At 46.4% G+C, this 24,791-nt stretch carries 20 protein-coding genes; 7 read left to right on the top strand and 13 right to left on the bottom strand.

The features are described 5' to 3' along the window. Positions 1-94: 94 nt before the first annotated feature. Positions 95-1,702: a malate synthase A gene (aceB, locus tag VNM22_00470; GenBank protein HWP45606.1), complete on the bottom strand. Its 1,608-nt coding sequence runs from the start codon at positions 1,700-1,702 to the stop codon at positions 95-97. 292 nt (positions 1,703-1,994) lie between these two features. On the opposite strand from aceB, the gene sppA reads away from it, so the two are divergent. Next, on the top strand, positions 1,995-3,842 hold the full coding sequence (gene sppA / locus VNM22_00465) for a signal peptide peptidase SppA (GenBank protein ID HWP45605.1): 1,848 nt from the start codon (positions 1,995-1,997) through the stop codon (positions 3,840-3,842). A gap of 138 nt (positions 3,843-3,980) precedes the next feature. On the opposite strand, the gene VNM22_00460 is transcribed toward sppA, so the two are convergent. After that, a complete protein-coding gene (locus tag VNM22_00460) occupies positions 3,981-5,078 on the bottom strand; it encodes a DUF3500 domain-containing protein (GenBank protein ID HWP45604.1) in 1,098 nt (365 codons plus the stop codon). A gap of 510 nt (positions 5,079-5,588) precedes the next feature. Here VNM22_00460 and VNM22_00455 point away from each other — a divergent pair. Beyond that, entirely contained in the window at positions 5,589-6,149 is a 561-nt protein-coding gene (locus tag VNM22_00455; GenBank protein ID HWP45603.1) for a hypothetical protein, read from the top strand. 199 nt (positions 6,150-6,348) lie between these two features. Here the strand turns inward: VNM22_00455 and VNM22_00450 are convergent, their stop codons facing one another. Next, the gene (locus VNM22_00450; GenBank protein HWP45602.1) at positions 6,349-8,133 is read right to left on the bottom strand and encodes a UbiD family decarboxylase; all 1,785 of its coding nucleotides are present in this window, start codon (positions 8,131-8,133) and stop codon (positions 6,349-6,351) included. Between the two features lie 222 nt (positions 8,134-8,355). Between VNM22_00450 and VNM22_00445 the strand changes: the two genes are divergently transcribed. Continuing rightward, complete coding sequence (locus VNM22_00445; protein ID HWP45601.1) at positions 8,356-9,162, top strand: Uma2 family endonuclease; 807 nt, start codon at positions 8,356-8,358, stop codon at positions 9,160-9,162. Between the two features lie 66 nt (positions 9,163-9,228). Here VNM22_00445 and VNM22_00440 read toward each other — a convergent pair whose 3' ends face one another. After that, the gene (locus VNM22_00440; GenBank protein ID HWP45600.1) at positions 9,229-11,160 is read right to left on the bottom strand and encodes a S9 family peptidase; all 1,932 of its coding nucleotides are present in this window, start codon (positions 11,158-11,160) and stop codon (positions 9,229-9,231) included. A 10-nt stretch (positions 11,161-11,170) separates the two neighbouring features. Then, positions 11,171-12,208: a fumarylacetoacetate hydrolase family protein gene (locus tag VNM22_00435; protein ID HWP45599.1), complete on the bottom strand. Its 1,038-nt coding sequence runs from the start codon at positions 12,206-12,208 to the stop codon at positions 11,171-11,173. 85 nt (positions 12,209-12,293) lie between these two features. On the opposite strand from VNM22_00435, the gene VNM22_00430 reads away from it, so the two are divergent. Further along, the gene (locus tag VNM22_00430; GenBank protein ID HWP45598.1) at positions 12,294-12,974 is read left to right on the top strand and encodes a DNA-3-methyladenine glycosylase; all 681 of its coding nucleotides are present in this window, start codon (positions 12,294-12,296) and stop codon (positions 12,972-12,974) included. After that, complete coding sequence (locus VNM22_00425; protein HWP45597.1) at positions 12,971-13,693, top strand: SDR family oxidoreductase; 723 nt, start codon at positions 12,971-12,973, stop codon at positions 13,691-13,693. The genes VNM22_00430 and VNM22_00425 overlap by 4 nt, the downstream gene beginning before the upstream one ends. A 220-nt stretch (positions 13,694-13,913) precedes the next feature. Here VNM22_00425 and VNM22_00420 read toward each other — a convergent pair whose 3' ends face one another. After that, the gene (locus VNM22_00420) at positions 13,914-14,360 is read right to left on the bottom strand and encodes a MarR family transcriptional regulator (GenBank protein HWP45596.1); all 447 of its coding nucleotides are present in this window, start codon (positions 14,358-14,360) and stop codon (positions 13,914-13,916) included. Between the two features lie 241 nt (positions 14,361-14,601). Here VNM22_00420 and VNM22_00415 point away from each other — a divergent pair, with 241 nt between their 5' ends. Together VNM22_00415 and VNM22_00410 are read left to right on the top strand one after the other, a co-directional pair. Beyond that, positions 14,602-16,707 (top strand): thioredoxin domain-containing protein, encoded by a 2,106-nt coding sequence (locus tag VNM22_00415; GenBank protein ID HWP45595.1) that lies wholly within the window; start codon positions 14,602-14,604, stop codon positions 16,705-16,707. Positions 16,708-16,999: 292 nt separating this feature from the next. Continuing rightward, positions 17,000-17,353, top strand: coding sequence for a hypothetical protein (locus VNM22_00410; protein HWP45594.1), 354 nt, complete (start codon positions 17,000-17,002; stop codon positions 17,351-17,353). A 244-nt stretch (positions 17,354-17,597) separates the two neighbouring features. Here VNM22_00410 and VNM22_00405 read toward each other — a convergent pair whose 3' ends face one another. From VNM22_00405 to VNM22_00375, 7 genes are all read right to left on the bottom strand, one after another. Next, positions 17,598-18,254 carry a hypothetical protein gene (locus tag VNM22_00405; protein HWP45593.1) on the bottom strand — a complete coding sequence of 219 codons (657 nt, stop codon included), beginning with the start codon at positions 18,252-18,254 and terminating at the stop codon, positions 17,598-17,600. A gap of 169 nt (positions 18,255-18,423) precedes the next feature. Next, positions 18,424-19,398 carry a D-glycerate dehydrogenase gene (locus tag VNM22_00400; protein HWP45592.1) on the bottom strand — a complete coding sequence of 325 codons (975 nt, stop codon included), beginning with the start codon at positions 19,396-19,398 and terminating at the stop codon, positions 18,424-18,426. A gap of 129 nt (positions 19,399-19,527) precedes the next feature. After that, entirely contained in the window at positions 19,528-20,613 is a 1,086-nt protein-coding gene (locus tag VNM22_00395; protein ID HWP45591.1) for an ATP-binding protein, read from the bottom strand. 104 nt (positions 20,614-20,717) lie between these two features. Beyond that, positions 20,718-21,530: a glucose 1-dehydrogenase gene (locus VNM22_00390; protein ID HWP45590.1), complete on the bottom strand. Its 813-nt coding sequence runs from the start codon at positions 21,528-21,530 to the stop codon at positions 20,718-20,720. A 39-nt stretch (positions 21,531-21,569) separates the two neighbouring features. After that, positions 21,570-22,202, bottom strand: a complete 633-nt coding sequence (locus VNM22_00385; GenBank protein ID HWP45589.1) for an outer membrane beta-barrel protein — start codon at positions 22,200-22,202, stop codon at positions 21,570-21,572. 78 nt (positions 22,203-22,280) lie between these two features. Further along, positions 22,281-23,030, bottom strand: a complete 750-nt coding sequence (locus tag VNM22_00380; protein HWP45588.1) for a tetratricopeptide repeat protein — start codon at positions 23,028-23,030, stop codon at positions 22,281-22,283. Between the two features lie 48 nt (positions 23,031-23,078). Next, the gene (locus tag VNM22_00375) at positions 23,079-24,740 is read right to left on the bottom strand and encodes an NAD(P)H-hydrate dehydratase (GenBank protein ID HWP45587.1); all 1,662 of its coding nucleotides are present in this window, start codon (positions 24,738-24,740) and stop codon (positions 23,079-23,081) included. Positions 24,741-24,791 lie beyond the last annotated feature (51 nt).

The following is a 24,791-nucleotide window of genomic DNA, read 5'->3' as shown; positions in this document are numbered from 1 at the left end:
GAGACTCAAGTACTTTTAAAGTTGCTTAACCTTTAAATCGAAAAGCAGGAGTAGAAAGAAGAAAAGAGGGGGGGATAGATTCCCCCTTCTTTTTCTAATCCAGGTAATCGTAGGCAAGCAAAGTTAAAAACTGGATGAAATCTCTCTCCAGCACCAGCTTATCCAGAATTTGTCGAGCCAGGTCGAATTTTCCTGTACGATAGCGTGCTTCGCCGAACAGGGATTTAATCTTCTCCAATTCCTCGGGTAGCCAGGCGCGATAGAGGTCAACGGTTACCTTTCGTCCATCATCGAGGACAGCATGGGGATTATGGACCCACTGCCATAATTGAGATCTGGAAATTTCTGCAGTCGCTGCATCTTCCATCAAATTAAAGATAGCCACCGCACCGATACCTCGGAGCCAGGATTCAATATACTGTAAGGCAACGCTAATATTATTACGAACCCCTCCTTCCGTGATTTGACCCCCAGGTACCACAAAGGTCCGCAGGTCCTTTGCCGAGACCTGGACCTCTTCCCTTAGCCGCTCTTTCTGGTGGGGTTTACCCTGTAAAGCTTTTTCAAACACTTCCCGGGCCACAGGAACCAAATCGGGATGTGCGATCCAGGTACCGTCGAAACCGTCTCTGGATTCACGCTCTTTATCCTCACGAACTTTGGCCAGAGCAACTTCATTAACCTTGGGATCTTTACGGCTGGGAATGAAGGCAGCCATACCTCCAATTGCGTGGGCTCCGCGATGGTGGCAGGTTTTGACAAGGAGTTCTGTATAGGCCCGCATAAATGGTACGGTCATCGTTATCTGAGCCCGATCCGGCAAATTAAGGTCTGATCGGTTCCGGAACTTTTTAATGATGCTGAACAGGTAATCCCAACGTCCCGCATTGAGTCCTGCGATGTGATCCCGGAGTTCATAGAGAATCTCATCCATTTCAAAAGCCGCCAGAATCGTTTCAATAAGTACCGTGGCTTTAATGGTACCCCGGGGAATACCCAGTGTGTCCTGAGCCATTTCAAAGACATCATTCCAGAGTCGGGCCTCCAGATGGCTTTCCAACTTGGGGAGATAAAAGTAAGGTCCGGTTCCTTTTTCTACCAGTTTTCGAGCATTATGGAAGAAGTAGAGGCCAAAATCGAAGAGTGAACCGGACATGGGTTTACCATCGATCAAAACATGCTTTTCATGGAGATGCCAGCCCCTTGGACGTACCAACAGGGTTGCGATCTGTTCGTTGAGTTTATAACTTTTTCCTTCCGGGCTGGTAAATTCCAGCTTCCTCTCAACAGCATCCCGCAGGTTGATTTGTCCCTCTACCATGTTTTGCCAGGTCGGTGAATTGGCGTCCTCCAGGTCTGCCATAAATATATCGGCACCACAGTTAAAGGCATTGATCATCATTTTTCGATCGGTAGGTCCCGTAATTTCAACCCACCGTTTCTGTAAATCCGCTGGAATAGGGGCCACCTTCCAGGAACCCTTCCGAATATTTTCGGTGGCAGCTAAAAAATCAGGCATCTGACCGGCATCGATCTCGGCCTGCCTTTCAACTCGCTTTTGTAGAAGGGCCCGGCGACGTTCTCCAAACTCCCGTTCCAAGCTGGTTATAAAGTTTAGGGCTTCGGAAGTTAATATTTGTTCAAATTCTGGGGTAATCTTACCCGTTATCTGCATTCCTTCTGGAACTTTTAAATTTCCCATAGAAATCTCCTTTCCAAGCTATCTTGGGATGTTCCTATCTCTTCCCAGGATTATAAGGCGTTTCCTGCGAACCTGGGTAGCCTGACATTTCAGGACGGTTAAAGCCGTTATTTCTCATTTTATGTAATAAATTGGCCAAAGAGTCAAGATCTTTTGTCCTCCTTTTGCTCTCGGATTCCATTTATACTTGTAAACTTCTTGTACAAAAAGTTAACATAACCTCATATTTGAAAGGTTACCAGGGAAATATTTAACAGTCCTTAAACTGTTTCTTTCAAAGAGGAGCAAGGTTATGGGTTATATAAGGATCCTATGGAATCTGCTTAAAAATTTTTTAATGGGCTTAAGAATTCTTTTTTTTATTCTGTTCCTTGTCTTTATCGGGGTTTTATACTGGGAATTCTTTCGCGAACCCAAAGTAAAACCTGATACGGTATTGGTTATAAATATGGAAGGGAGTATTCTGGATATGCCTCCCATGGATCCCTTTACTACCAGGCTGGCCGGTGAAGATATTCAAACTCTTCAAGGGATTTTAAACAACCTTAAAAAAGCAACCATAGATAAAAGAATCATTGGGATTCTTTTGAATATCAAACGCTTTCATGCAAAGTTTACAACCACCCAGGAAATACGAGAGGCCCTTATAAAGTTCAAGGAATCCGGGAAAAAGGTATTTGCTTACTTAGAGGATATCGGGATGCGGTCGTATTTCCTGGTCAGTCCCGCAGATAAAATTTATCTGTCCCCTTCTGGAGAGACCTTTTTAGGTGGTATACGGGTAGAGATTCCCTTTTACAGAAAAATGTTGGATAAAATAGGTATTACCCCTGAGTTTGTCTACATCGGCAAATACAAAACGGCTCCCCAAAGTTTTATAAGGGATAGCATGTCTGAAGATCATCGGGAAGTCATGAATGATCTTTTAGACGATTTTTACAATGGGTATGTTGAACAAATAGCAGCGGCCCGTGGGGTTCCTATCAGTCGGGTAAAGGAATGGATCGATAATGGCCTTTACACAGCCTATGAATCCCTGCTTGCAGGGATAGTTAACGAGTTGGTTTATGAGAGCCAACTCGATGAAAAGTTGAGAAGGGAACTGGGGCTTCCCGAAGAAGCCGATTCTCAAGTTGAGAAGGAAGAAACTGTTTGGGAGAAATGGCTGACCCGATGGCGCATCACCGAAAAGAAAACCCCTTTAAATAAACTGAACAATACCCAATATGCCCGTGTTTCTGTTAAAGCTCCGGGATTGCATGAAGAAGGGGAAAAAGTAGCCATTATTTATGCCCAGGGAATTATTGTATCTGGAAGAAGTGTAAATGCTCTGGGAGGCTCTAATCAGATCGGTTCAGACACCCTGGTTAAACTAATTAAAAACCTTGTTGAAGATAAAAAGATCAAGGGTATTCTTCTCCGGGTGGATAGCAGCGGTGGAAGTTCTCAGGCCTCGGATATTATCTGGAACAGTATTCAAGAAGCCCGACAAAAAAAGCCGGTCGTTGTCTCTATGGCGGATGTAGCAGCTTCCGGTGCCTACTATATTTCGGTTCCCGCCGATTGTATTGTAGCTTATCCTTTAACCATTACCGGTTCTATTGGAATTTTTGGTGGAAAGTTCAGCACGAAAGGGCTATACGATCTGATCGGGTTGAATATCGAGACCCTCCAGCGAGGTAAAAACGCAGGCATGTTTACCTCGGTTCGTACCTTTACAGAGGAAGAACGGGAAAGATTTCGGCACAATGTTCAGGCCGGTTATGATGAGTTTATCAGCAAAGTCTCCCAGGGAAGAAGGATGCCGTTGGAAGTAGTGGATGCTGTGGCACAGGGTCGGATCTGGACGGGAAAGCGTGCGGTAGAGTTGGGACTGATAGACCGATTAGGCGGTATAGAGACGGCCATTGAAATTTTAAAGGAGAAAATAGGTATTCCTAAGGAAAAGGATATTACGCTGGTAGCCTATCCTAAAATAGAAAATCCGTTCCAGATTTTACTTAAGAGATTGAGGGAAACCCGTATAAATACAAAACTGCCCGATAGTATTTTGGAACTTCAACAGGAGCTTGAAGAACTGGCCGCCCTGGAAAACGAGCATTTCTTTGCATGGTGGCCTTATCGGATTTACCTGGAGTAAGGATTTTATTTATCCACGAACTGGACCCGGTTTGAGACACGGGGACTTCGGGACACGGGGAAATATCTCTATCTTCCAAGGTCCCCGTGTCTCCCAGTCTCCGCGTCCCGAAGTCCCCGTGTCCCCAAACTAGTATGGTTATTGATTTTTCTTATGATGTTCGCTTTCTGCATAGTGCTTGCGAAGTAGATCCTCTCCGAAGTCATCTTCAGGGTCCCTTAAAACGGCATGGATGTGGTTGGCATTATTTTGGGTATTATCGTATTCGATCAGTAAGTTCGGCCCCTGGACACGATAATAATGTTCTTTACCCGGTTCCGTACTCCCGGCCCAGGCAAAATAAATTTTCTCAATTCCTGCCTTTTTGATCTTCTCAAGCTTAGCATGGGCCAGGTCCCGCCGCAGGTTTTGAATATATTCCGCGATCAGGCGCATGAGCAGACTCCGCTGATTTTCATTCATCTCAGAGACGGGGAGTCCTGTTGGTGCTTCCAGATTGAGTCTTCGGGCATTTTCTGTAAGAATATCTTTGGGGGCAGTTGGAGAAAGAATGGCTTTGGCACGCTGACTTTCATCTAAACTGGCAAGAAGTGCACGGGCAAGATCTTCTTCTGCTGCCAGGATACGTAATCCTGTATAGGGACCCTCCAGAACATGGGCCGGATTTGAACCTGTAAACAGGGGGGTGGTCGCCGTCAGTTCGTTGGTAACCGAAGAAAAATTAAGGGAAAGGTGATGCCCGCTCACGCTCCATCCCCAGGGTGAATCATTGGAAGGGGTTCCGAAGATCCTAAACCAGTAAAGCTCGGGATCCCGATCGAATCTTCGAGTTCCCGCTCTATCTTCAATCTCTCGGAGAACGGCTTCCAATTGCATAATACTGGTGGCTTTAAGGTATCCCTGGGAACTAAGAGCACTCCGAAGTAAGGCATGGGCGGCCTTTCGCTGATCATAGGTCATTTCCTTGATACTTACACCACTTCTTTTAAACATTTCATTGGGAACAAAATGCCACTTGAACCTCTCTTCGCTCTCAAAGGGGAAAACAGCCCTGGCTCCCAGTCCAGGACCTAATGCTTCCAAGAATTTTTGGGCAGCCGTTACCATGTCTTCATGCCTGGGCATATCGCTTTTAGGAGCCGTCATTCCCAAAGCCCCAAAAACAATAGCTATCAGGCCTATGGAAAACCCTAAGGTCTTTCTATTTAAAAAAAGGATTTGATGAACCCGATTCATTTTGCCCTCCTTTAATTCCCACACCATGGGATAAGTTCGCCGATCCGGAGATTTAAAGCAAACTTAACTCCCTTCTAGGGCCTTTAAAGGTGAAAGTTCCTCCCTCCGGAGTTATCTTATAAAAACCGATTCTTCTCGCTTCGTCAAATCCTTTTTTTAAAAAGAGAATTTTTCCGGTTCAGGAACAAACGAAAGGAAGCCGCAAGTTCCTTCCATTTCATACCCGATTACCTTAATTTTGACCTTATAATGTGGCTTTCATCTCCAACTCCCCTCTCCCCAAGCTTCGGGAGAGGGGCCGGGGGTGAGGGCAGAACGGTTATTCAAATTTAACTTTACAAGGTAGTAATATCGAAAAGCATCCAAAAGGATAAACAGATTTTCATGAATCCGGCTTTCGATGAATAAAAGGTAGTAAATAATTTAAAACTGTAAAACAAGACTTAAATAAGTTATATTTAGTTTAAGGTAAGTTTAAATTTGTTTAACCCTTTAAGGAAGGAATGGAGTATGTTTACGAGGGAATTAGGGATAGTCAGTCTGGTCTTCCTGGTAATTACAGGATGTGTACATGAAAATAAAAGAGACACGGAAAGCGTCGGGGTAGTTACACGGGGTAATCGACCGGGCATTATTGGGGGGACTATTGTCGGAGGGGCAGGTAATACCCCGGATAGTACGCCAGGTTCTGGTATCGCTACAACCCCAACCGATAATCCGGGCGGGAAGGTAACCGGCCCGGGTAATGCCAGTTCCGGTAATCCAACCGGTACAGGAACCGGGATAACCGGAGGTACTCCTTCTATGACCCCGGAGAGTACAACTCCAGGTAATCCTGCATCAGGTGGAACAAGCCATTTTCCGACGGCGGGTACTGCAACCGGTCCAGTTACACAGAGTGGTACGACAAGTCCAAAGAGTGGAACCACAACCGGTGGGATTACCCCGGGGAATACCTCTACATCGGGTAGCCTGTTGAACAGAACCGGACCCGGTATAAGTGGTGCAACCGGCAGTACGTCTGGAAGTGAGAGCCCAACGGGTGGTGCCTCCACGGGGGGTGTACGATAAAATGAGCCGAGGTCATAGGGGATATTTCCGAAAGTAACCCTTTTAAATTAATCGGGAAAATGGGTTTCTTTACCCGGCCCGTCTGGAGTTTGTCGGAGGATGGCCCGGGTCCTGGGTTTCAAGGAATTTATCCCCCGACAGGCTTCAGTCGAATGGGGAATAGGGAATGACCCCTGGTAGAGTTCTTAAAACTCCTGAGTTACCCTTGTTTGCATAGGGTATCCAGAGTGGCTCCCCACTTTTGTTGAACCCGCCTGGCTACTTCAGGGTCTTCTTCTAAGACTTTAGGATACCAGGGTTTGAGTCGACAATCAACGACCACAGGTCCTTCTATACCCAGATGAAATCGTACTTCCACTTTCCGTCCGTAAATATCTGCGGCTGGCTCAAAGCGTGTGAATACATGCCAGATGAAGTCTTCTGGAGATCGGACGGCTGCCCGGGCATCGTCTAATAGAAAAACCATCGCAAAGTCTTGAATGGCAGGCTCTTGAACCAAATCAAGAGCCAGATCGGGGCGGTGTTTAAATGAGGTTCCGGTTACACAAAGGACTCCGGGGCAGAAATATTCGGCATGGGTGAATTGTGGACTTTTAAAGGTCCCTCGCCACTGGGTTGGCAGAGTCCGTTTTTTTTCTCCAAGCCCCAATAAAATAGCTTTACTTCCTTCATTAATCCTGGGTCCTGTATAATCCAAAGTATCCTGAGATATGTTGGAAAGAATAAAAAGATCTTGTCGAAAATCGGCCCTTTCGAGGATCCGGGTGAAGAATTCTTTAAAGTTCTTGGGATCCACATTTTGATCGGTAACCAGCAAAAATTTGGTCAGGGACAATTGACCTTCCCCCAGGATTCGCAAGGCACTGGTAAAGGCCTCTTTATAGTAGCGGTTCTTGACTACTGCTCCGGCCAGAGAATGAACCCCGGACTCTTCATAAGCCCAAACCTTCATCACACCGGGCATTACTAAGGGAAAAAGTGGAGCTAAAAGTTCTTGTAAAAACTCTGCAATGTAGTGATCTTCCTGGGGAGGTCTGCCGACTACGGTAGCGGGATAAATGGCTCCCTTTCGATAATGGATCGATTTAATTTCCATGTAAGGATACTCATGGCAAAGGGAATAGTAACCATAGTGATCGCCGAAAGGTCCTTCAGGTCGTCTTTTCCCAGGGGGGATCCATCCTTGCAGGCAAAAGTCACTGTCCCAGACAATACGCCCGAAGGCTTTATCCGGTCTGCCTACTTCCAATTTCTGTCCCATTAATAAAGAAGCAAAGAGCAATTCGGGAATATCTTCCGGTAAGGGGGCTATGGCCGCAAGGGTCATGGCAGGGGGTCCCCCTATGAAGACATTAACCGGCAGGGGATTACCGGAGGTTTCCGCTTCATGATAGTGAAATCCACCCCCACGATGGATTTGAATATGCATACCTGCATGGGTCGCGTCAAACATTTGCATCCGATACATCCCCAGATTACTTTTTCCAGTGGAAGGACTTTCGGTATAAACCAGCGGCAGAGTAATAAAAGCCCCTCCATCCTCGGGCCAGCTTTTAATCTGAGGGAGTTGCATCAAATCCACCGGTTGGATAGAATTCTCAAAAACGGCTCCTCGTCGGCGGTTTTTCAGACCGATTCTCAAAACCTGCCCCCACACATTTCGTGTAGCCCATAGTTTCTTGGCCGTAGGTGGCATCAATTGGTGAATCATCTCGGCCAGCCTTTGAATAAATCGAAAGGGCCGTTCCCCAAAGGCCAATTCCAATCGTTGAGCAGAACCATATAGATTGGTTACAACGGGAAAAGGGGTTCCTTTAACCCGGGTATAGAGCACCGCAGGTCCTTTTCTTCGACAAACCTCACGCTGGATCTGGGCCAACTCCAGATGGGGGTCCACCTCATCTTCCAGAATCCATAGTTGGTTTTCTTTTTTAAGAAGTTCTATAAAGTCCCGGGTGCAGCGAAGTATTTTGTGATCCGACACGCTGGTATCACCTCCCTTATAAGGGTAAGCCATTCCCGTCGATCTGGCAAATTTAATTGTTGGCAGCCATGAGTAGTCCCCCGGGAAGGTAAAAAGAGGACCCCTTGTTGAGGAGTAATTTTTTCTTGAATCCAATCTTAATCCAGGTTAAAATTAAAATAAAATTAAAATTTGGTTGAAAGAGTTAGTCCTTTTTGAACCTTTAACTTCCAGGAGAATGGTATGAGCTTTCCAGATCTATCTTCCCTTACGGAACCCATCACTGAGCCAGAAATCCTCGAAAGTATTAAATCCCTTCCCACAGAGGATGACTTGCCCTATGATGATGGAGAACCCATGGAAACCGCACGGCATCGAGATCAGATGAACATTTTGATTGAATCCCTCAAGGTACATTGGTCAGATCGAAAAAATTACTATGTGGGGGGGAATATGTTTTTACATTATGACCCACAAAGTAAAAGGAAGTTTAGAGGACCCGATTTTTTCTTAGTACTGGATGTAGAAGACCGAGAGCGGAAGAGCTGGGTAGTGTGGCAGGAGGGAATGCGCTTTCCCGATGTAATCATAGAACTACTGTCTGATACTACGAGGCAGGAGGATAAAGGGGAGAAGAAAACCTTGTACGAGCGAGTGTTTCGGACAGGAGAGTATTATCTTTACGATCCGTTCTCTCAAGAGTTTTATGGGTATCATTTGCACGGTACACGATATGAAAAAGTGGAACCGGATGAGGAAGGAAAAATCTATTCCCCGACAACGGGACTCTATTTGGGTATACGAGGGGGATGGTTGCGTTGGATAAAGGAAGATGGGAGTGTGGTACCAACCCCTTGGGAACTGGCTCAACAGGAAAAGCAACGGGCTGAACAGGAAAGGCAGCGAGCTGAACAAGAAAGGCAGCGAGCTGAACAGGAAAAGCAGCGAGCTGAACAAGAAAGGCAGCGAGCTGAACAGGAAAAGCAACGGGCTGAACGAGCAGAACAATTACTTGAGGAATATCGACGTCGTTTTGGTAAGTTGGAATAATACCTTTTTCGGTGGATTTAGAAAAGGGCGGATTTTATACGGGAGGGAGTAAGGATAGGCCCCTTTTTAAAGATTTTCAATTAACACCGGTTCAATAGGATCCGCGAGGGTAAACCCAAAAATCTTGGAATAAAAGTAAAGCTCGGCCTCCAAAGCCCGTTTAATATTCTCCCCACGACGGAAGCCATGTTGTTCACCCGGGAAGGGGAGATAAGCTACCGGTAATCCTTTTGTGCGTATAGCTTCGAACATCCTCTCGGTCTGGTTGGGAGGAACTACTTTGTCCTCGAGCCCCTGGAAGAAAATAATGGGGCAGGAAAGACGGTCGGTAAAGTGAATGGGGGAGCGCTCCCGATAGAGATTTCGTTGCTCCGGGTAAGGGCCTATCAAGCTGTCCAGATAATGGGCTTCGAACTTGTGAGTCTCCTTCGCCAAAGCCTCTAAATCACTAACGCCATAATAGCTAGCACCGGCTTTGAAAAGGTTCCGGAAGGTCAACGCGCACAGCGTGGTGTACCCTCCTGCACTTCCCCCGTCGATGGCCAGACGATTTCCATCGACTTCACCGCGTTCCACCAAATAACGGGCTCCATTCACGCAATCATCCACATCCACAATACCCCATTGGCCGTTGAGCCGTTGCCGATAAGCCCGTCCATATCCGGTACTGCCTCCATAGTTCACATCCAGGACGGCAATTCCTCGACTGGTCCAGTATTGAATACCCAGATTGAGGGTCGTGGAGGTAGCCGCGGTTGGGCCTCCGTGGCTCTTAACGAGCAGGGGAGGTCGTTCATCGGCTGGAGCTCTGAAATCTCGATTTTTAGGTGCATAGAAGAAGGCATGGGCCGTCTGCCCCTGCTCCGTTGGGAACTCTATGGGTTGAGGAATGGATAAATAATCGGAATCTATTTCAATATTACTGGAACGGCGTAACACCTGGATCTGTTTAGTAGCTATCTCAAGCTGGACTATTGATGCCGGTTCGGTGGGGGACCCGGCGATAAATATTGCCTTACCCGGTACTGCTCGTAGACTGGCTATTTCTGTATAAGGAATTTCTAAAGGATTCAGTCGACAGGTTTCCAGGTCCAGGGTTGCCAGGTACCAGATCCCGTGTTGCGTATAGGTACAGATTATGCGGTGGGAGGACTCAAAGGCATAAGTGGATAGTCCAAAAACCCATTGGGGTCTTCCAAACTCAGTTTCCTTTTCATACAGGGGTTCGATATTTCCATCCCGCCAGCGGTAGAGGTTCCACCAACCGGTTCGGTCAGAGACAAAGTATAAGAGGCCATCTGGAGACCATTCGGGTTGAAAAATGGATTCTTCAATACCTCCGGCTACCCACTGGGTCCGGCCCAGCGAACCCTCCTCTCTCATCTCACCGACCCATAATTCAGTTCCATCCCATGGCATATTCGGATGATTCCAGGTGAGCCAGGCCAGACGAGATCCATCGGGACTGAGGCGAGGGGAGGCATAAAAATCATTTCCGGAAATCAGTACTTCACCGGGCCCCCCTTTCTCCAGATCCAGACTTACCAGAGTGGTTATGGGTTCACCGCCGGCTACCGTATGATCTTCTCGTACACAGATCATCCGTTTCCGGTAAGGGTCGATAACCCCATCGGCATAGTAAAAATTTGTGTCAGGGGTGAGCGGCTGCGGCGTTGAACCGGGAGTTTGGTGATAAACCCGTTGATCTGTGAAGTTTGAAAAATAAAGGGTTCCCCCTCTGACCCCAAAAGAACCGCCCCCATATTCATGGACCCGCGTGCGAGCATTGAATGGGGGAGGAATTACTTCCCTCATCTGCCCCTCCGGGGTATATTTCACAATAGCATTCCGTCCCCCTTCGGTCGGACGTGTTTCAATCCAGTAAATATCTTCCCCATCCAGAACGATCTGCTCTAGTCGCAGGGCTCCAGAGGCAACCAGATCTGCAGTGATGGGCGATTTCCAGGAACCATAAGGTGCTATTTGGGGATGAGCCATTTTACGGTGTTTAGCCTCCTTCTTCTACAACTTGTTTTTCCGCCACTACCGGATTTTCCAATAGACCCAGACCGGAGATTTCTATTCGCACGCGATCTCCAGGTTTCAAGAAAACAGGGGGCTTACGGGCCTGTCCAACTCCTGCCGGAGTACCGGTGGAAATTATGTCCCCAGGTTCTAAGGTCCAGATATTTGAAATGTAAGCGATTACATCCCAGATCTTAAAAACCTGTTGCCCGGTATTGGAATTCTGACGTAGCTCGTCGTTAACCCATAGCTTAATGGTTAAATTATGGGGATTGGGGATTTCATCTTTAGTTACCAGATAAGGTCCCATGGGTTTAAAGGTATCGGGAGTTTTACCGATCAGGAACTGGCTGGTCCGTCGCTGCCAATCTCGAGCTGAGACATCGTTGACAATGAGGTAACCGGCAATGTAATCCATAGCTTTTTCGGGAGGAATATGTTTACCCCGTTTACCGATTACTACTCCAAGCTCGGCTTCATAATCAGGTTCTTCACTCCCCATGGGAATAACGATGGCATCCCCAGGTCCGATGACCGCACTGGGATATACTCCGAAGAGTAAAGGAACCTTAGGAACTTCTTGTCCTGTCTCGGCGGCATGGTCCCGATAGTTAAGACCCAAATTGGTAATTTTGGATGGTCTGGGAATGGGGGCCTCTAGTTTTACCGACGCCAGATCCCGAAGAATGCCTTCTGCTTTTAGCTTTGAAGTAGATTCCTTTTGGACAAATGCCAGCGCTTCCCTGGCAGCCTCCAGGGATCTCTCGCCCCCCTGGAGAAATTCCAGCATAGTCGATGGAACAACAGCCACCGCCATAGCTTCAGGCCTGGGATCTCCCCGCTGTTGCAAAAGCGCTTGATAAGCCCGGTTAAGATCCACCACTTTATTATCATCCAGAAGAGCTCCTATCCGCATTTCTCCCTCAAAGGAGTAAGTCACAAGTTTTAAAGCTTCGGCTTTTGATGGAACAAACACCATAGAAAATAGGATGATTAGGGATAATAGGGGCATTTTTTTCATGTTATTTCCTCCTCTCTCTTATCTGTTCTTCTGGATTGGGTTTTACTGAATTTGAATTTTTTGCGATGTTAATAAATAAAATATCTTGTCTAAAGATAAAGAAAAGTATTTTTTTTATGTGAAGGGTAAAGTAGCTATGGTCCGAAGAATTTCTCTAAGAGGTGCTGTGGCGGCCTTAAAGAAAAATGATCCGATTCTCAGCCGGATTATCGAACAGGTAGGGAGATTTACTTTCTCACTTCAAGGTCCTTATTTTTTATCTTTGGCAAAAGCCATTATCTGGCAACAGATCAGTGGCAAAGCCGCCAGGGCCATCTTTAATCGCCTGTTAGAACTTTATGATGGTCGTGGTCTGGCACCTGAAGATATCCTCAATACCCCAGATGAACAACTCCGCTCTGCAGGTTTATCCAGACAGAAAACTGTCTACCTGAAAGATCTGGCCCTTAAATTTAAGGATGGAACTCTTTCCCTGGAGAAGTGGCGTCAAATGTCCGATGAAGAGATCATCCAAAATTTAATTCAGGTCAAAGGAATTGGTCGATGGACTGCTGAGATGTTTCTTATTTTCAGTCTGGGTCGACTGGATGTACTTCCTGTGGATGATTTGGGATTGCGGAAAGCCATTCAGAAGGCCTATCAACTCGAGGAACTTCCACGGGCTCATGTTATTCGGAACCTGGCCGAACCCTGGAGGCCTTATCGAACTGTGGCCACGCTTTATTTATGGAAAAGCCTGGAGGGTCCGGAGGGGGGTCAAATATGAGGTTAAAAGATCAGATTACCCTTATAACCGGGGGAGGCCGGGGGATTGGAAAAGCCCTGGCTTTAGCCTTTGCCAGAGAAGGAAGTCATGTAATTTTGGTAGCCCGAACCGAATCTGAAATCCTGGCAACCGCCTCGGAAGTTCAACAACAGGGTCGGAAGGCCCTTCCTCTTAAAGTCGATGTTTCTCGGGAAGAGGAAGTTCGGGAGATGATGCAAAAATCGATGGAAACCTTTGGACGGATCGATACGTTGATCAATAATGCAGGGGTCTTGACTCCGCGAGTTCCTCTGGTAGAAGTCTCAACCCAGGACTGGAATCTCACATTGGATGTAAACCTCAAAGGAACCTTTCTCTGCTGTCGGGAAGTTCTCCCCATTATGATGAAACAGCGTACCGGGAGTATCATCAATCTCTCTTCCGGTGTGGTTCATCGGGTCGCTACCCACTGGGGTCCTTATGCGATCTCCAAAGTCGCCGTTGAGTATTTAACAAAGGTTCTGGCCGAAGAGGTCAGAGCCTATGGAATCCGGGTGAATTCTGTAAATCCCGGAAAAGCCGCTACCCGAATGCGCGCCCTGGCTTATCCAGAAGAAGATCCGACTACCTTACCAAAGCCTGAAGATATTACGGAGGTTTTTGTTTATCTGGCTTCCCCAGAAGCTAAAGAAGTTACCGGCCAGTCTCTGGATGCCCGACAGTGGAAGCCATCCCATTGAGTTGAACCTGAAAGCCTTCCTACCAGAAGAAATAAAAACGAACCTTCACGCTTTAAGACCCTGGATTTTCAGGATTCCTAATAGAGCCATTCCCTGTGAGATGGTTCTATATAAGACTAATTTGTTGAGGATTATGGGAATGATTTTAAGGGATAAATCAGGTGTTACAACCTTTGGAGAATTCAACAAGTCAACCTGAACAGTTTCTAAGTTGGGCAGGTTAGCGGGAGAGGTTCAGGAGTGCTTTGAGAGAATTCCTTAATATGGATACCTGTTCCGGAGTCAGTCGAGCTTTTACCTGCTCATCCAGCTCGTTTAAAACCTCTTCGGCTACAGCCTTAAAACGGCGGCTACGAGCCGTCAGGTAAATACGAAAGGCTCGGGCATCTTCCGGGTCTCGCCTACGTATGACAAGTCCTTTTTGTTCCATGGCCTTTATGAGGGTCGTCATGGTTTGTTTACTAAGTCGGGCTCGCCTTGCAAGTTCCCCCATCTGTAAGCCATTTTCTTCAAAAAGTAGAATCAAAATAGAACCATAAGCGGGGCGTACATCGGGATAGTTAGCCCGACAAAAACCTTCGTATAACAACTCATTCCATCGCTGGGAAGCTCTCGCCAATAAAAATCCCAGGTTTTCTCGTGTTCCATGAACATTCTTTTTTCCCATGATGATATACAACCTATTTAAATTTAAACAGATCATTAAAGTTTTTAAAAATATTGCCTTTCAAATTAATTGAAGTTACACTAAATTCGCAAGGGTAATTTTTATCTGTTAGGAGGAGGGATTTAGGGTGGAAGGAAAAGAGGACCATCGAAGAGGGTCATGGTTCATCTTAATCATGGAGGTGATCTTATTAACAGAGTTCTTGGGAAATTCTGGAACTCTAAGTCAGGAGGTAAAAAACATGGAACAAAAAGAAGAAAAACACACGAATCGATTAATACACGAGAAGAGTCCTTATTTATTGCAGCATGCCCATAACCCGGTGGACTGGTATCCCTGGGGGGAAGAGGCTTTTGAGAAGGCACGGAGGGAAGATAAGCCAATTTTTCTCTCTATCGGTTATTCCACCTGTCACTGGTGTCATGTCATGGAACGTGAGTCTTTTGAAGACCCGGAAGTAGCCCGATTAATGAATGAAGTATTTGTTTCCATCAAAGTAGATCGGGAGGAGAGACCGGATATAGACAATATTTACATGACCGTCTGTCAGCTGATGACCCAGAGTGGAGGGTGGCCTTTGACCATCATTATGACCCCGGATAAAAAGCCCTTTTTCGCCGGGACTTATTTTCCTAAAGAGAGTCGGTACGGTCGAATTGGCATGTTGGATTTGATACCCCGCATTCATGAGATCTGGTTGACTCGCCGCGATGAGGCTCTAGATGCAGCCAACAAACTCACCTTGGCGCTTCAGGAGATCTCCCATACCGTACCGGGTGAAGATTTGACCGGGTCAATCTTAAAATCGGCTTACGATCAACTGGCCAGGTATTTTGATGAACAACATGGAGGCTTCGGGGGGGCGCCCAAGTTTCCGACTCCCCACAAGATTTTTTTCTTGCTGCGTTATTGGAAACGCACAGGGAATGCTACAGCGTTGAAGATGGTAGAAAAAACACTTCAAGGAATGCGATTGGGAGGCATGTATGACCATATCGGATTTGGGTTCCATCGCTATTCCACCGATGCTAGATGGCTTCTGCCCCACTTTGAAAAGATGCTTTACGATCAAGCCTTACTGGCTATGGCCTATATAGAAGCTTATCAGGCGACAGGGAAAGAAGACTATGCCAGAACCGCTCGGGAAGTGTTTACCTATGTTCTGAGGGATATGACTTCGCCCGAGGGGGGATTTTATTCGGCTGAAGATGCCGACAGTGAAGGTGAAGAAGGAAAGTTTTACCTCTGGTCGGTGGAGGAAATTCGACGGTTGTTCGATCCCGGAGAGGCGGATCTCATTTTGAAGATTTATAATTTTGAAAGGGAGGGTAATTTTATCGAGCAGGCCACAGGCCATACCACAGGAACGAATATCCTATACCTCAAGAAACCCCTTGCCGAGTTAGCCCACGACTTAAAGATACCTGAGCAAGACCTTCACAGACGCCTGGAAGCTGCCCGGCAAAAACTTTTTGCAGTTCGGGAGAAACGGATTCATCCCCATAAAGACGACAAGATCCTGACCGACTGGAACGGACTCATGATTGCAGCCCTGGCAAAAGGAGCCCAGGTCCTTGATGAACCGGCGTATGCCGAAGCTGCCCGGCGGGCCGTAGATTTTATCTTTGGGCATCTCCGCAACCCGGAAGGACGTCTTCTCCATCGTTATCGCCATGGTCAAGCCGGATTACCGGCCAATGTGGATGATTACGCATTCTTGATCTGGGGATTGCTCGAGCTTTATGAAGCAACTTTCCAGGTCCCTTATTTACAGGCTGCTCTGGATCTGAATGCCGATTTGATTAAATACTTTTGGGATGAAAGGAATGGAGGATTTTACTTTACGGCCCATGATGGTGAAAATCTACTGATCCGCCCCAAAGAAATTTATGATGGCGCGGTCCCTTCGGGTAACTCGGTAGCCATGTTAAACCTGCTCCGTCTGGGGCGTATCACAGCGAATCCGGATCTTGAAGCGAAGGCTGCAAAAATCGGGCGTGTCTTCTCTGCCAATGTCAAAGAATCTCCCATAGCCCATACGCAACTCCTGGTGGCTTTGGATTTTGCAATAGGACCTTCCTATGAGGTCGTCATGGTCGGCAATTCCCAGGCTGAAGACACAAAAGTTATGCTTCAGGCCCTGAGAAGGCAATTTATCCCCAATAAAGTCGTTCTCTTCCGTCCCAGTGAACCGGAAACCCCGGAAATCACCCGTCTGGCCGAGTTTACCCAAAATCAGTCTGGCCTGAACGGAAAAGCAACGGCCTATGTTTGTCTAAATTACCATTGCGAGCTTCCCACAACGGACGTAAATAAAATGTTGGAACTGCTGGGTATAAGAGACTAAATAGATAGATGACAGCACCCGTCGTTGTAATAACTTTTTCATTCAAACGACTAATTTATAAAGGAGAGTTATTTACTTAAAGTCGAGGATCGGAATCCTTTTGAGAGTGCAGGCCTCCTGCCTGCTAAGATTATCTACTTAAAGTTGAGGATCTCAAAATCTTCTCCTGAAGACTTCAAAGCCAGTGGATGGTCTGACATTCTTAATATAAACCGTCAGATATGACAGGAATAAGGAGAAAAGGTCTCTAAGATCTTTTCCACCTTATCCCTGTAAAAATTAAAGGTAAATTATGAGATTGAATCTAAAACAAGTCATATCCGGGGTCATGGTGGTTCTCTGGATTTTCACGGCGACCTTAGTTCTGGCTGCAGAGGAAAAACAGGCTATTACAGGGCATATTTATTGTGTATTGCCGACGGCCGATGGAGTAAAACTCGAGCCAGGAGTTTGCCCGGGTGGGGATCATCCCCACGTGGTTAAAACCCAGGATGGTAAGTTGGTTCTTCTACAGGAATCTCCTCTTCTAAAAGATATTCCGAGACTTTCAGCCGAGGAAAAGAAGAATGTAACCATCGAGGGTAAGATGGTAGGAACTACGACTTTCTCTGCAGAAGCTGTTAAATGGCCCTGGCTTAATAAGTAAGCTGAATCTGGCCTGGCACCAAAAAGCCTGAACAAAGCTCAAATGAACTCTGTTCAGGCTTTTTCATTTTTGAAGAATTTCTTAGACCAAATTCATTTTGAAATTATCCCCAGAGGGCAAGGGTACGTTGCAACATGCCTCTATGCTCAGATCGAATTTCAATGGGAAGTTGGTATTACAAGAAATCCACGAGAACAGAGTTATTTTAAAACTTTTCTGAAATTTACATGGGTATAAAAGTTCTCTATCCCACCGAGCCCGGTAGGAGCTCGGCTAAAAACTTCCTGTTTACTACCCGATAGGCAGGCCTGTTATGGATCCGATAGACCTCCGAATGATGATAAACGGGAACCTGTCCGGTATCTCGCCAGGTTTGTTGAATTCCTTCAAGAAAACCCTCCAGAACCTTAAACGGAAAGGCGTAAATAATCCCTTTGATTTGAATAGTGTGGTTCTGATTAAGCTGAAGAAAGGTCTCTAAGAGAGTAAAAAAGTGTTCTGGAGATCCTTGAGAACTACGGGCTGATTCCACACAAATCTGAAAAAGTTTCTCTCTGGCAACCGGATCCTTACCGATCCGGGCCTTATAAGGACGGAAATTGATTCGGAGGGTCTGGCCATCTATAGAGACTATTTCTCTCAGAGGTTCTTCTTCCTCGGGGATAGCTTCCTCAAATTCCTTTTTAAACCAGGCTCGGGCCTGATCTACATCCCCAATAAGATGACCCATTCCAAACTCTCCTTGATGAAGGCATTTGTAAATATCTTGAACCGTACAGATTTTCGGCTCAACGACCGGAATCGGATCAGAGCCCGAAATAGAAACGTTTTGGGTTTGAAATCGGGCTTCATGCCATTGATATTGCCGGGCAATGATTTTCCTTAACATGACAGGGTTCATAAGTCATCATTTTGCCAAATCAGTATGGAAACAGGATCTCTCTGAGCAGCTTATTACTCTGAGTGGGAAGTCAGAGAGCGGGGGGTCTTGAGTTTAGGAGAGGCGAAACAGGGTTTCGCCTTATAATTCTAAATTAATTCCTTCCCTTCCTGCCTGTCAGGTGGACGGGTTACTGTAAAACTTCTGGATTTACGAGATTGGGAGGTCTTTTCCCTGTAACGCCTGCAACCAGGTTTTCTGCGGCCATGACGGCCATTTTTGTCCTGGTTTCTACAGAAGCGCTGGCAATGTGAGGAGCCAGAACCACATTATCCAGAGGAATTAAACCCGGATGAATCTCAGGTTCCTTCTCATAAACATCTAAAGCCGCACCGGCAATTCGCCTGGTTCTTAAAGCCTCTACCAGGGCTGCTTCATCCACCACAGGTCCTCGTGAGGCGTTGATCAGGAAAGCTGTGGGTTTCATAAGGTTAAATTCTCGGGTGGATATGAAGTGGGTAGTCTCAGGGAATAAAGGGACATGTAATGTCACAAAATCAGATTCCCTCAGAAGGGTATCCTTATCCACAAAGGTGGCTTTGTAACGTTCTTCGATTTCCGGTTTGGCTCTTACAACATCATAGTAAAGGATCCGCATATCGAATCCCTGGGCCCGTTTGGCAACCACCTGTCCGATTCTTCCTAATCCGATAATACCTAAGGTTTTTCCATAAACATCTGCACCCAGGAATAATTGAAGCCCCCATTCTTTATAAAGACCTGCCCGGGTAAACTTATCTGCTTCGACGACCCGACGGGCAACGGCCAGAAGTAAAGCCCACGTAAAATCACCGGTTGTATTATCCAAAACCCCGGGTGTATTGGTAACCATAATTTTTCTTTGAGTGGCGGCCTTAACATCAATATTGTTATATCCAACGGCAACATTGGCTACAATTTTAAGCGTGGGACTGGAGTTTAAAACCTCGGCATCGATGGTATCTGTTAAAAGGCAAAGAAGGCCCTCTTTATCGCGGATTTTATCGATTAACTCCTGTTTACTCAATCGAACATCGGCGGTATTAAGCTCCATGTCACAGTTCTGTTTGATGATATCCAGGGCACTCTGCGGAAGCATTCTAGAGACAAACACTTTAGGTTTCATGAGTTTTCTCCGTTGTCCATTGTCCATAGTGTATCCCTATCCATATGGACAACAGATAACGGACGGCTAATTAACCATCTATCTATAGGGGCCAACGATTGTTGAGAACAACGAACATCAAACAAGTTGCTACTTATAGATCGGGAAGGTCAGAACAAAGGTTGTTCCTTTCCCTTCCGTACTGGTCACAGAGATGTCTCCTCCATGATCTTTAATAATTCTCTGACTGATATTCAATCCCAGGCCGGTTCCTTTTCCAGCTTCCTTAGTGGTAAAGAAGGGTTCAAAAATGTGATTTTTTATATGGGGTGGCATGCCAATCCCTGTATCCGAGACTAAAACCTCTACCTTATCGGGCTTTTTAAAGCGACTGACCACTTTGATTTCTCCACCTCCCTTTTGATCCAGGGCATCCCGGGCATTTACAATTAAGTTGATAATGACCTGCTCCAATTGATTGGCATCGGCCTTAATTTGAGGGAGGTCTTGAGCCAGCTCCTTGATAACCTCAATATTGTGAGCTTTCAGTTGTTGATTAAGTAAAGTAAAGGCATTTTCAATGATTTGATTGATGGAGAGGGGTTCCTTCATTCCGGTGGATCCTCTGGAAAAATCCCTCAGATGTTGGATGATCTTCATCATTCGAGTGGTTTGCCCTTCAATTCTTTTAAGGGAGTCTTTTAATTCGGGATCATTCTGATGGTTAGAGAGAAGAATCTGGGTGTAGCCCCGGATGACCATAAGGGGTTGATTCAGCTCGTGGGCAACTCCTGCCGCTAAAGTTCCGATCACAATCAGCTTTTCAGATTGGATCAACTGTTTTTCCATGGCTTTTTGGGAAGTTAATTCCTGAATAAGTTTGAGGAGGGATAGCGGTTTTCCCTCGTCATCCCGTATGACCTGGAGGGCTACAGAGACAGGAGATTCTGTTTTATCTTTTCTAAGAACCACAAGGTCACCCTGCCAGCTATCTTTAGTTAAGATCTCTTGAATTTTTGGCAAGTTCTTTCGAGATTCCTTGGAGTAAAGGAAAGTTATTTTTTTTCTTTTCAATTCCTCCTGGTTGTAACCCCAAAGTCTCTCCAGGGCCGGATTGGCCCATTTTATCGTTCCGCTCAGGTTCAAAAGGGCTACAGGGTATTGAAGGTATGAAAGGACGCGGAGAAGTTCCTTAGTTTGATAGATGTCTCCGTTCTGTTGAATTTTATCGCCCACGTCAGGGGATTAAAGAAGGGAAGAATAAAGAGATCGGAGAGTCAGAAAGATCGATTTTTAGAATCTCCTTTCCCCCATTCCTCCGTTCTCCCACACCTCTTCCATCAGATAGATTGACCTCCATCAATAAAGATAGTTTCTCCGGTCATAAAATCGGATGCTTCGGAAGCCAGGTATACCACCAGGGGTCCAAGTTCTTCAGGTTGTCCCACCCGGCGAAGGGGAATTTTAGAGAGAATGGCTTCCCGAATTTTTTCATTATCTAAACCAGGTGCAGACATAGAAGTATAGAAATAACCCGGGGCAATGGCATTGACTCGAATGTTATATTTAACCCATTCTGCGGCCATGCATCGGGTGAGGTTAATCACAGCGGCTTTACTGGCTGCATAAGCCGATAGGGTCGTAACACCTCGAACCCCGGCAACGGAAGCCATATTGATAACTTTTCCCTGCCTTCGCTCGGCCATGTGCTTTCCGACCGTTTTAGATACAATGAAAACCCCGGTTAAATTGGTCTGAATAACCTGATTCCATTCCTCCAGGGTAAGATCTAACAGAGGTTTAACCACCGCAACTCCCGAATTATTGACCAGAATATCGATCTTCCCAAATTCTTTCAGGGTTATCTGGACGGCCTTTTCTACCTGCTGAATCTGGAGGATATCGGTTGGGATTGCCAGGGCCTTCCTTCCCATTTTCCGAATGGAATCAGCAGTTTCTTCAATTTCTTGAACCGTTCGACTTACAACAACTACGTCGGCCCCTGCCTCTGCCAGCGCTTGAGCCATAGCCCTTCCCAAACCCCGCCCACCTCCTGTGACCAGGGCAACTTTTCCATCTAGTTTTAGCTTGTCGTAGACCAACTCTGTCCTTCGTCTCGGATGGGGAGATAGAAGGGAGGGCCGATACTTCACTCTACTCCCCCCCCCCACACTTCCCACCTTGAATAAAAATCAAAAGGTAAACGCAACCCCTCCACTAATCCGAATCAGGTTCAGGGTATTTAAATCTTCAGGTGTCGTTCGATAATCTCGGATATCTGCCCGAAGAAGAAAAGTATCGGTCAAAAATACTTTGAAACCACCTCCAAAGTTGAGTGCAAAGTCGGATTCATTGATGAACTGGGTCGAATCGATGGTTTCGCTACTGAAGTCGGCAATTCCAATTCCAGCCGTTACAAAGGGAACAAAGCGACCATTCAGTAGATGTACAACGGCGTTGGCATTGAAGAAACGAATGTCCATGTCGAAGAGCTTACCTAAATCCGAAGCTTCCACGGATACATTGGGGATAAGGGCCAGATCCAGTTCTGTACCCAACCAGGTTGTAAAATGAAAGGTATATTCAAACCCCAGGAAGAAGCCGTCTTTTACTTGAGTCTCAAAGGGTAAAACTTGACTTTCATCCTGAGGTGTGGTCGGATCATCTGGAAAAGATACTAAAACCGAGCCAAGATCATCTCCTCGAAGGACGCCTAAACTTAACCCCAGTTCTGAAGTCCCTGCTTTAATTTCTGCCAAGGCCGGTAAAGCAAAAAAGGTGATACTTAACAACAGGACAACAAAAAGAATCCAATTTTTATCCACGGTCTATGGTCCGCTATCCGTTGTTCGCGGTCCCTAACAGATCCTAACGAACTACAGACAACAAACACGGGGCGATGTTTACTTACCCTGTAAAGTTCGAATTCTCGTCTCTATCCCACCCCGGATATTAGTCCTGGTCGGAGATGGGGTAGTCCTGATGATGATATAAGTATTCGAAGGTACCGGTTGAAGAGCTGATCCGTATCCGTAATTGTAATTAAAGATCCCAAAAGGAGGATAGCCTAAGGTTGAGGACCCTATAGAATAGGAACTTCCCCCACCGACTCCCAGATCCTGAACAAGGACTTTTCGTTCTTGCTGGGTTGCATACTCGATACTGGATACTACAAAGTCGCGTTCTTCCAGAGTGACATTTTCTTTACTCAAAATAGCTATGGCCCGTCGGACGAGATCGGTGAACTTGCCGGTTGAAATGAGCTCGGTGTATTCTTTCCACTCTGCTAAGGCTTTCTGATCTTCTCCTTTTTTAAGGTAAGTTAAACCCAGATAGAGACGGGCTTGTTCATCATCCGGGTCTAATTCTTTGGCCCGAGTAAGCTTCTCTAAGGCTTTTTCATACTTCCCTTGCTGGTAATATGCAATTCCGGAACCCACCAGGGCTTTAACATCTTTGGGATTATCGGTTAGAATCGAATCGAAAGTTTTTATGGCCTGGTCATAATCTCCAGAAACCAGGTAATCTTCTCCTGTTTCCAAAAAAACCGTTCGTGAATTCGGACCAAGGACGGCCCCACAACCCGTCAGTAAAGCTACCGCAAAGAGTAGCAGGAGGATTGAAAGGTATTTGTTTTCAAACCATTTTAACATAGACTCTTTTGTCTCCTGTTGATTACCTGTTGTCCCTTGTTATTTTAGTTAGTTTTTAGCCAGGACTTCTCCCAACGAATTTCTAACAACGGACAACGGATAACCCACAGAGGACAATTTTTTAATAGCATAGGGAATTTGTTCCATCACATCCCCGGCAATTAGACCGGGTTCTCCTTTATCTTGTGCGGCCAGATCCCCCGCCAGGCCGTGAAGATAAACCCCTACTTTTAGGGCGTCTAAAATGGGTAGCCCCTGGGCGATTAACCCGGCCAAAATTCCGGTGAGCACATCTCCGGTTCCTCCTGTCGCCATTCCCGGGTTACCGGTTAAATTAATAAAAACTTCTCCATTTGGATCGCAGATAATCGTCCGGGCTCCCTTCAAAACTACATAGATTCCATATTTCTTAGCTGTTTCTTGGGCCACTTCAATTCGTCGGGATTGAATGTTTTTCTCTCCCAGAAATCGGGCCATCTCTCCAGGATGAGGGGTGATAACCACCGGAGCCTGGGCCTGGAGTAAAATCTCAGGTTTTCGGGCTAAGGCATTGATTCCATCGGCGTCAATTACCAGAGGTTGATGGGAGTTCTGAACGAGATCGTAAACCAACTCCAGGGTCTCAGGATGGGTTGAAAGCCCGGGGCCCAAGGCGATGACATTTTTTCCTGCCGATAGAGGGGCTCGACCCTCTGCGCCCATCAAGATCCAATCAGCAGCTTTATGGCTAAAGGTTCCTTCAGAGGTCTCCGGCAAAGGTACGGTCATCACTTCGAAGGACGCTGCTTCCAAGAAATCGTTCAGGCTTTCAGGTAAACCTAAAGTGACCAAACCGGCTCCCACCCGAAGAGCACTCCGCGAGCTCATCAAGGCCGCTCCCGTCTTCCCCCTGGAACCTGCTATGACCAGTACATGCCCATAGGTTCCTTTATGGGAGTTGGCCGGACGATTAATTACCTGACTACCCGCTAAAGCAGCCTGTATATCCTGGGCTTCTAGGAGATTAACTTTGATACCGGCCTCTGAAATCACCTTCTCAGGAATTCCGATGGGAATTACCTTGAGTTCTCCGACGAACTCTGCCGCAGGGTAGAGGATGAGACCTCGCTTTGGCAATCCGAAGGTTACTGTCAGATCCGCCCGGATACAGCTTCCCGGTATCTCTCCCGTATCTGAGCTCAGTCCCGAGGGGATATCCACGGCTACAACGGGTTTTTGCAGGCTATTGATCAATTCTATAACATCCCTATAAAACCCGGCAACTCCTGCCGTTAAACCTGTTCCTAAAATTGCATCCACAATAAGATCCGATCTCAGGAGAATTTCCTTAACTCTGGAAAAACTCTCCGGGTCAGGTGCCTCCAGAATAGGAATTCCCATGCGGTCTGCGATGTCTAGATTGATCCGGGCATCCCCCTGAACCTTGGATTTCTCGGTCAAAAGAGCAACTTCTGTGATAACCCCTTGATTAACCAGATGTCGAGCCACAACAAAGCCGTCTCCTCCATTTTTTCCTTTTCCACACACCACTCCTACCCGCTTCCCCAACAGGGGTCCATACTTCTCCAACAGGATACGGGCCGTACCGGCGCCCGCATTTTCCATAAGAACTACTCCCGGAATCCCATACTCGTAAATGGCCCTCCGATCAATATCCCGGATTTCTTCGGCTGTAGCTACTTTCATGGCTAAAAGAATTCTATCACTCATCAAACGAGACGTTTAACCTACTTACCAGAAACCACCTAAAACTTTCAGAAA

This window comes from Candidatus Limnocylindrales bacterium (assembly GCA_035559535.1).
In the GTDB taxonomy this organism is placed as follows: Bacteria; Moduliflexota; Moduliflexia; order Moduliflexales; family JAUQPW01; genus JAUQPW01.
The sequence above is the reverse complement of the archived record's forward strand: the minus strand, read 5'-3'. Positions and strand labels throughout refer to the sequence as shown.